The 8258-nt window shown below is 68.1% G+C and carries 9 protein-coding genes; 5 read left to right on the top strand and 4 right to left on the bottom strand.

What is annotated here, in order from left to right; genetic code table 11:
• Both pabB and ACN0T5_RS20835 read right to left on the bottom strand, forming a co-directional pair.
• On the bottom strand, window positions 1-1244 hold a 1244-nt coding region (gene pabB / locus ACN0T5_RS20840), incomplete at its 3' end, for an aminodeoxychorismate synthase component I (protein ID WP_417770527.1).
• A gap of 108 nt (window positions 1245-1352) precedes the next feature.
• Complete coding sequence (locus ACN0T5_RS20835; RefSeq protein WP_417770526.1) at window positions 1353-2351, bottom strand: class I SAM-dependent methyltransferase; 999 nt, start codon at window positions 2349-2351, stop codon at window positions 1353-1355.
• 163 nt (window positions 2352-2514) lie between these two features.
• Between ACN0T5_RS20835 and ACN0T5_RS20830 the strand changes: the two genes are divergently transcribed.
• The gene (locus ACN0T5_RS20830; RefSeq protein WP_417770525.1) at window positions 2515-4368 is read left to right on the top strand and encodes an SLC13 family permease; all 1854 of its coding nucleotides are present in this window, start codon (window positions 2515-2517) and stop codon (window positions 4366-4368) included.
• A 26-nt stretch (window positions 4369-4394) separates the two neighbouring features.
• Here the strand turns inward: ACN0T5_RS20830 and ACN0T5_RS20825 are convergent, their stop codons facing one another.
• Window positions 4395-4856: a cupin domain-containing protein gene (locus ACN0T5_RS20825; protein WP_417770524.1), complete on the bottom strand. Its 462-nt coding sequence runs from the start codon at window positions 4854-4856 to the stop codon at window positions 4395-4397.
• A gap of 87 nt (window positions 4857-4943) precedes the next feature.
• Here ACN0T5_RS20825 and ACN0T5_RS20820 point away from each other — a divergent pair, with 87 nt between their 5' ends.
• Complete coding sequence (locus tag ACN0T5_RS20820) at window positions 4944-5555, top strand: TetR/AcrR family transcriptional regulator (protein WP_417770523.1); 612 nt, start codon at window positions 4944-4946, stop codon at window positions 5553-5555.
• Between the two features lie 105 nt (window positions 5556-5660).
• On the opposite strand, the gene ACN0T5_RS20815 is transcribed toward ACN0T5_RS20820, so the two are convergent.
• Window positions 5661-5951, bottom strand: coding sequence for a PepSY domain-containing protein (locus tag ACN0T5_RS20815; RefSeq protein ID WP_417770522.1), 291 nt, complete (start codon window positions 5949-5951; stop codon window positions 5661-5663).
• Between the two features lie 135 nt (window positions 5952-6086).
• Between ACN0T5_RS20815 and ACN0T5_RS20810 the strand changes: the two genes are divergently transcribed.
• From ACN0T5_RS20810 to ACN0T5_RS20800, 3 genes are all read left to right on the top strand, one after another.
• Window positions 6087-6410 (top strand): PepSY domain-containing protein, encoded by a 324-nt coding sequence (locus ACN0T5_RS20810; RefSeq protein WP_417770521.1) that lies wholly within the window; start codon window positions 6087-6089, stop codon window positions 6408-6410.
• Complete coding sequence (locus ACN0T5_RS20805; protein WP_417770520.1) at window positions 6410-7075, top strand: response regulator transcription factor; 666 nt, start codon at window positions 6410-6412, stop codon at window positions 7073-7075. Before ACN0T5_RS20810 ends, ACN0T5_RS20805 begins: the two co-directional genes overlap by 1 nt.
• The coding region (locus ACN0T5_RS20800; protein WP_417770519.1) for a sensor histidine kinase at window positions 7072-8258 on the top strand (1187 nt) is incomplete at its 3' end. The genes ACN0T5_RS20805 and ACN0T5_RS20800, both read left to right, overlap by 4 nt.

Genomic DNA, 8258 nt, shown 5'->3' with positions numbered 1-8258 from the left:
AGCAGGTAGCCGGCAAGCGGATCCCTCTCGTGCGGATGCCAGGCCATCGTCTCGAACAGCGAGAAGCCGGGCGCCGGCCGCTCCAGGAAGGCAAGCTTCAGCCGGCACTCGTCATATTCCGGACTGGCGGCGGAATCGAAGACAAGGCCGGAACCGGCGCCCATCTCGAACTTCCCGTCGTCGCGCGCTGCCATGGTGCGGATCGCCACGTTGAAGCGGAAGTCGCCGGAGGGTTCCAGATATCCGATGGCGCCGGTATAGGCGCCGCGCGGACCGTGCTCCAGCCGGTGGATGATCTGCATCGCCGACAGTTTCGGCGCTCCCGTGATCGAGCCGCAGGGGAAGAGCTGGCGCATGCATTCGGCAAAGCCGGTTTCCGCCGGAACCTGCGCCTCCACTGTCGAGGTCATCTGGAACAGCGTCGCATAGGGCTCGACCTCGAACAGGCGCGGAACCGTGACGCTGCCGGTCTCGGCGATGCGCGACAGGTCGTTGCGCATCAGGTCGACGATCATCACGTTTTCGGCCCGGGACTTGGGATCGCGGGCAAGTTCGGCGGCGATCGCCCGGTCTTCGGCGGCGTTCACGCCGCGCCGTGCCGTGCCCTTCATCGGCCGGGTGAGGAGGCGGGTGCCGCGCCGCTCCAGAAAAAGCTCCGGCGACAGCGACAGGAGCGTCATGCGCTTGAGCCGCAGGAAGGCGGCATGGCCGACCGGCTGGGCGGCGATCAGCCGGGCGAAGAGGCGGGCAAGGCTGCCGCGCCAGCGCCCGTGCGCCCGCATCGTCAGGTTGGCCTGATAGATGTCGCCCTTCGCCAGATGGTCGCGCACCGCTGCAAAGGCCGCGTCGTACTCCGCCCGCGACATGTCGAAGCCGTCGATCTCCGCGCCGGTTTCCCCGTCGGCCGCCGTGCCGTCTTCGTCAAGGAGCCGGGCGAGCGCCTCCGCCATTGGCAGGCGTTCCGGCGCCTCGTGCAGGCCGAGCCAGACAAGCGGCAGGGCGGGATCGGAAGGGGCAAGGGGGAGGAGTTTTTCCTCGAAGGCGAAACCCGCCTCGTAGGCGAGAAAGCCGGCGACATGGGCGCCTGCACATGCCGCGCTCCCGGCCCGTTGCAGAACCGTTTCGACCTCGTCGGCACTCCGGCAGGCGAGCACTTCGTGCGGCGGCGGAAAGACGAGCGCCTCGCCCGCGATCGCGTCGACGAGGACGAGTCCTGTCCTGGAGGCCTTCGATGTCTCGCTCATTGGATGAACCTGAAAACCCTGTCCCTCGGGTCCTGACCCTGGAGCGGTTGGCCTGCGTTGCAATGGCGCCGGCGCGACGGGCTACCGTGCGTATGCGCCCTCCCGCCGCTACGCTCTGCGGGCCGTCTCCATCTGCCTGAAGACGTGGTCGAGAATGGCGCGGGGCGAACCGTGGGCCTTCGCCAGCAGGTATTCCTTCGGATAGCGGTAAAGCTTGCCGAGGAACCGCCCGATTCCGCGCCGGCTTGCCACATGGCCGGCAACGGATGTCGGTGCCGTCAGGCCGCACCACAGCCGGTGGTAGTTCTCTTCCATGCGCTGCGGCATGTCGCAGAACGCTGCACCGGTCTTGCGGGCGATCAGCGTCGTGCTGGCGGTGCTCTCCGGCAGCACCACGAAGCCGGATTTCAGCACCATGGCCTTCAGCGTGTCATGGTTGAAATTGTGGACATGGGCATAGTGGAACCGGGTCCAGGGCGCGTGGCTGGTATGGGCGATGTCCGGCACGGCAACGCACAGGATACCGCCTGGCCGCAGCAATCCGTTGAGGAAGCGCAGCGAGGCGAGCGGGTCGGGCAGGTGCTCCAGCACATGGTTCAGGTTGAGGATGTCGAAATGCTCCTTCGGCAGGTCGGCCTGCTCGTAGTTGCAGTTCTGCACCGGCAGGCCGAGCTGGGCGCGCGTGTATTGCGCATAGCCGGTGTTCGGTTCGATGCCGGTGACGTCGAATCCCATCCTGCGCGCCATGTAGAGGATTTCGCCGCTGCCCGAGCCGATATCCAGGAAGCGGCGTTGTTCGGGGCCGGCCAGTGCGGCCAGTTGCGCCACCCGCTGATAGGCGCCCGGCGCATAGCGATAGACGTGCTTCGGCTTCGGCTCGTAGGTGGACTTGTACTTCTTGCGGTAGTCGACCGCGTAGAAGCGCTCAAGTTCTGCTGCCGTCGGCATCGGATGGCTTTGCAGAAGCCCGCAGCCGGTGCAGATCACCGTGGTCAGTTTCTCGAAGCCGCGGCCGATGCCGGACACGACCCGTCGCTCGCTCCCATGGCAAATGCTGCAGGCCTGCCCGCCGTCGAGCGTCAGTCCCACATCCGGCTTGTCCGCCATGTTCCCCCCCAGTTCCCCGTTTTTTTTTACAATAACAGCCCGGACGGACCCTAGTAAGATTCTCCGGGAAGTAAACAGCGCCCGGGACCCATTCCCGCGTCGGCGCCGTTCCCACTTGCGGGTCAAGCCTGTAGACAGGTGATGACGTAACCGGGAGTTCTTCATGAGCGGCGACCAGATCGCGATCCTAGCAATTCTCGCCGCGACGATGGGCCTGTTCCTGTCCGGCCGCCTGCGCCATGACGTGGTGGCGCTTGCCGCGCTGATCGCCTGTGTTGTTGCCGGCCTCGTGCCGGCGGACGAGGCGTTTGTCGGCTTCGGCCATCCGGCGGTGATCACGGTCGCCTGCGTCCTCGTGCTCAGCCGCGGGCTGCAGTCCTCCGGCGCCGTCGACGTGCTGGCCCGCACCGTGCTGCCCGCCAATGCCGGGCGAACGGCATCGCTGGCCGCGCTGACCGGGCTTGGCGCGGCCCTGTCCGGCTTCATGAACAATGTCGGGGCCATGGCGCTCCTGATGCCTGTGGCCCTGCAGCTCTCCCGCAGACTGGACATGACGCCCGGCCGGGTGCTCATGCCGCTCGCCTTCGGAACGATTCTTGGCGGCATGACGACGTTGATCGGCACGCCGCCCAACCTGATCGTCTCCGGCTTTCGGGCGCAAACCGGAGCCGGAGGCTTCGGCATGTTCGACTTCGCCCCTGTCGGGCTCGGAGTTGCATTGGCCGGTCTCGCCTTCGTCGTGCTGGCCGGCTGGCGGCTCGTACCGGTGACCCGGGCGGCGGCGGGCGAACATTTCGAGACCGGCGCCTATTTCACCGAGGCCCGCGTCAAGGAGGACGGCAAGGCCGTCGGCATGACCCTGCGCGAGATCGAGGCGAAGCTCGATCCGGACATCGCCCAGATTGTCGGGCTCGTGCGAAACGAGGTTCGGGTCAGCGCTCCCCATGGCGCGCGGCGCATCCGTTCGGGCGACATCCTCGTGCTGGAAGCGGACATGGACGGCATCGCCGAGGCCTTGTCGAAACTCGACCTCAAGCTGGAGGAGCAGGTCAGGCCGGAGCCGAAACCTGCCGATGACGGGGACGCCGAAAAGCGGGAGACGGAAGCCGCGGAGGCCGAGGGAACCGGCCGCCAGGAGAACCGCCAGAACAGCGAGAGCGAGGAAATCCTGTTGCGCGAACTGGTGGTGCTCCCCGGCGCGCAGATTGTCGGCCGCTCGGCGCGCGATCTGTCGCTCAGGACGCGCTACGGGCTCAACCTGCTCGGCGTTTCGCGCAATGGCCGGCGGTCGACCGCGCGTTTGCGGACGATGGCGCTGGAGTCCGGCGACCTGCTCCTGATGCAGGGCCCCTCCGATGCGCTCACCGATTTTGCCTCGGACATGGGCTGCGTGCCGCTGGCCGAACGCGAGCTGCGCATCCCGAGCAACCGCAAGGCCATCATCTCGGCGGCGATCCTTGCCGTTTCGATCCTCGTCGCGGCGTTCGGCCTGCTGCCGGCGGCCGTCTCGTTCTCCGCCGGCGTGCTGGCCTCGATGGTATTGAAGACCGTGCCGTTGCGCTCCGTCTACACGGCGGTCGACTGGCCGGTCGTCGTGCTGCTTGCAGCCCTCATCCCTGTCGCTGCCGCGATGGAAGCGACCGGCACGGCCGAGCTTCTCGCCTCGTTCCTTGTCGGCACGGTGGCCCAGGGCCATCCCGTGGTTGCCCTGGCGATGGTCATGCTGGTCACCATGTTCCTGTCGGACGTGATGAACAACGCGGCGACGGCGGCCGTGATGTGTCCCATCGCCATCGGCATTGCCGCCACGCTCGGCGTTGCCGCCGATGCGTTCCTGATGGCGGTGGCGATCGGCGCTTCCTGCGCTTTCCTGACGCCGATCGGCCACCAGAACAACACGCTGATCCTCGGCCCCGGCGGGTTCGGCTTTGGAGACTACTGGCGTCTCGGCCTGCCGCTGGAAGTCGTTGTCACCGTCGTGGCGCTGCCGCTGCTGCTGCTCGTCTGGCCGCTCTGAGACGGGATCGACGCCGGTTCCGCCGGCTATGCCGGCGGCAGGATCGTCATGCCGGTCTCGCCGGCAACCCGCATCACGTTCGCAATGTCCGGCGGACCATCCATCGGTGCCGGCACCAGGGTCTCGTCGGCAACAGGGTGCCCGAGTTCGGTGAAGAAGCGCTCATGCATGTGGCCCGGCGCGTTGACAATGAGCACCCGCGCCGGCGTCTCGCCCTTTGCGGTGAAGGCGTGCACCGCACCGTCGGGAATGGGGACATGGTCGCCGCGCCGCGCCAGCCGCGTCTCGCCGTCGATCATGAACTCGATCTCGCCATCCAGCATGTAGAAGGCTTCGGTTTCGCCTGCATGATGGTTGGGCGGCGCGCCGAGACCCGGGGGCACCACCGCTTCCACGAGACAGAACTTGTCTTGCGTGTCGCCGGGAAAGGCGTGGAATTTCAGCAATATACCGAGGGTTTCATACGTTCTTGCGCGACGGTCGGTCACGGCTTTTCTCCGCTTGTGGGAACTGGACAACGATCTTATGATACACGAGTCTTTTTGTGAGACAAGTGTCTTATTATGGAGCTGCGCATGTCACCAAACAGGGAACGCCTGTCGCAGAAGCGGCGCACGCGTGAAGCCATTCTTGCCGGCGCGCGCGCGCTTATCGAGCGCGGCGAGGCAGTGAACGTGACCGCTGCGGCGGCGGAGAGCGGTATCTCCAAGGCGACGGCCTACCGCTATTTTTCCGATCCTGCGGTACTTGTCGCGGAGGCGGGTCTCGCCGTCGAGGTGCGGCCCTACGAGGAGATCGTTGCCGGAGCCGAAGGGCCTCGCGCCCGGGCCGTGGCCGTTTCGCTCTACTTTTTTGACCTTGCGGTGGCGCATGAGCCCGCGTTTCGCCAGTTTCTGGCGCGCAACCTGGACTGCTGGCTGGCCGAAGGGGGCAGCGACAAGGCCCTGCGCGGTGCGCGGCGGGTGGCGATGCTTGAACTGGCGCTTGACGAGTTGCGCGGAACAATGCCGCCGCGGCGTTTCGGGATGATGATCGGGGCGCTCTCGGTGGCGGCCGGGGCGGAAGCGCTGATTGCGCTTTGCGACGTTGCCCGCCTGTCGCCGCAGATGGCGCGCGAGACAGTGGCCGAACTGACGCATGCCGTGCTCGACCGGTTCATGGGCAGCGAATCCCCGGCTGCAGGCTGATCGCGCCGCCCCCGCCTCTGCCACCCGGGGGTCGGGATCGGGTCCCGCCGGCACGCATACGCCCGGCGGTCATGTGCCGGGACGGGGCCTTCGGGTGCCCGGCCGTCAATCGTCGAAGTCGCGGGTCAGGATCTCGCCGGTGACCGGATGCACATCGGCTTCCATCCGCATGCCGTTCGCGTCGACCACGGAGATCTCGTATACGCCGTCGTCGATCTCGACCTCGCGGACATCGTAGCCTCGGGCCTCGTATTTCTCGGCGATCCGGGCGACGCTCATCCACTGGTCGCGCGGAGCGTCGATGTTGTAGCGGTTCCCGTTCTCGCCGGCGAAAACCGCTCCGGCGCTGCCGAAGAGGATCAGGACGAGGACGGAAAGAAGGATCGGTTTGCGCATGTCTCGGTCTCCGGTTGGGGTGCCGCGCGGTCCGGGCCGCCGGCTGAAGGGGGACCTTGCTCCATCGCGGCTGACGCCGCCCCCTTGCGCGACGTCAGTGAATTGTCAGCTTCGGCGCGCTATAGGGTTCAGGTCATGACACAAGCTTTCGCCCGCAGCCGGTTCGCGGCCCTGTCGTTCGTTCTTCTGGCCGGCGCGAGCCTTGCCGGCGCTTCGGCCCTGGCGGGAGGCGATCACGAAAAGGCCATGCGCGCGGTGCGCGAGGGGCGGGCGCTGCCGCTCGCCGAGATCCTGCCGGGCATCGAGAGCCGGATCGGCGGCCGCGTGCTGGAGGTCGAACTGGAGCGGGACGACGGACGCTACTTCTACGAGTTCAAGATGGTGACGACCTCGGGCCGCCTGCTTGAGGTGATGGTCGACGCCGCCAGCGGCCGTGTTGTCGAGATCGAGGACGATTGATGCGCGTGCTGGTCGTCGAGGATGATGCGCGCATCCGCCGCGATCTCAAGGCAACGCTGGAGCAGGCCGGCTATCTGGTCGACGTCGCACGGGAGGGCGAGGAAGCCTGGTTTTCCGGCGACACACAGGATTTCGATCTTGTCGTGCTCGATCTCGGACTGCCCGTTCTCGACGGCCTTTCGGTGCTGAAGCGCTGGCGCGCCGCCGGGCGCGTCATGCCGGTTCTGGTCCTGACCGCGCGCGGATCCTGGTCGGAGCGTGTCGAGGGCATCGATGCGGGCGCCGACGACTACCTGCCCAAGCCGTTCCGCATGGAGGAACTGCTCGCCCGCTCCCGCGCCCTGATCCGCCGGTCCGTCGGCGTTGCCAGCGCGGCGATCGCGGCCGGTCCCTTGCTGCTCGACACCCGCCAGATGCGCGTCTCGCGCGACGGCGTGCCGCTTCCGCTGTCGCCGCTGGAATACAGGCTCGTCGCCTATCTGATGCATCACAAGGGCCGCGTCGTGCCGGCGACCGAACTGCTCGAGCATCTTTACGGCGATGACGATGCCCGCGATCCCAACGCGCTGGAAGCCGTCATCGCGCGGCTGCGCAAGAAGCTCGGGGCCGGCGCGGTCGAGACCCGACGCGGCTTCGGCTATCTGGTCGGGGATGCGGCGCCGTGAGCTATGGCTCGTTGCGCCTGCGCCTGCTGCTGGCCGGCGCGGTCTCGATCCTCTTGGCGCTGGCATTGTCCGCCGCCGGCCTGGTGCTCCTGTTCGAGCGCCATGTGGAGCGGCGCATCGACCAGGAGCTGTCCGTCCATCTCGACCAGCTGATCGCCGGGCTCGACCAGGGGGAGGCCGGCCGGCTCGATGTTGTCCGCCCGCCCGGCGATCCGCGCTTCGCCCTGCCGCTGTCCGGCCTCTACTGGCGGGTGGGGCGGGAGAGCCTTGTCCTGCGCTCCCGCTCGCTATGGGACGGAGACCTGGCCCTCCCCCTTGGCGGGATCGTTGATGGCGATGTGCACCGGCATGCGGCCGAAGCACCGGACGGGGCCCGTCTTGTCGCGCTGGAACGCCGCATCTCCCTGCCGGAACGGCTCGGCGGAGGCACGGCGCGGGTGGCGGTGGCGCTCGACCGGGCCGAGATCGACGCGGCGGTGCGCGCCTTCGCCTTCGACCTTGTGCCCTATCTGGCCGTGCTGGGGCTGTTCCTGCTAGCCGCCGCCTTTGCCCAGGTGAGCGTCGGCCTGCATCCCTTGAAGGCGGTGCGCGACGGGCTTGCGGCGATCCGCTCGGGCAGCCGGCGTCGCCTCGGAGATGCCTTCCCGGACGAGATCCGGCCGCTGGCCGGCGAACTCGACGGGTTGATCGCGGCGCGCGAGGCGCAGGTGGCGAGCGCCCGGGCGCGGGCCGGCGACCTTGCCCACGGGCTGCGCACACCGCTTCAGGTGCTCGCCGGCGATGTCGACCGCTTGCGGGCGCGCGGCGAGGGCGATATCGCCGACGAGATCGAGACCGTCGCCACCGCCATGCGGCGTCACGTCGAGCGCGAGCTTGTGCGCGCCCGCATCGCCTCCGGCCGGGCGGCGGTGGATGCCTCGCTCGCCGCATGCGCCGCCGATGTCGCCCGCGCCGTCGTTGCCGTCGTTGCCCGCACGCCGGCCGGCGCCCGTCTCGACTGGCGGGTCGACATTCCGCAAGCGGCCGGCCTGCGCATCGACCGCGACGACCTTGCCGAGGCGCTCGGCAATCTTGCCGAGAATGCCGCCCGCCACGCATGTTCGCGCGTTGCCTTCACCCTGGAAGCGGGACCGGAGGCCGGCGTGGCGGGACTGGGCCTGCGCGGTGGCGGGCCCGGGCTGCC

This window comes from Stappia sp., from assembly GCF_048261845.1.
GTDB lineage: Bacteria > Pseudomonadota > Alphaproteobacteria > Rhizobiales > Stappiaceae > Stappia.
The sequence above is the reverse complement of the archived record's forward strand: the minus strand, read 5'-3'. Positions and strand labels throughout refer to the sequence as shown.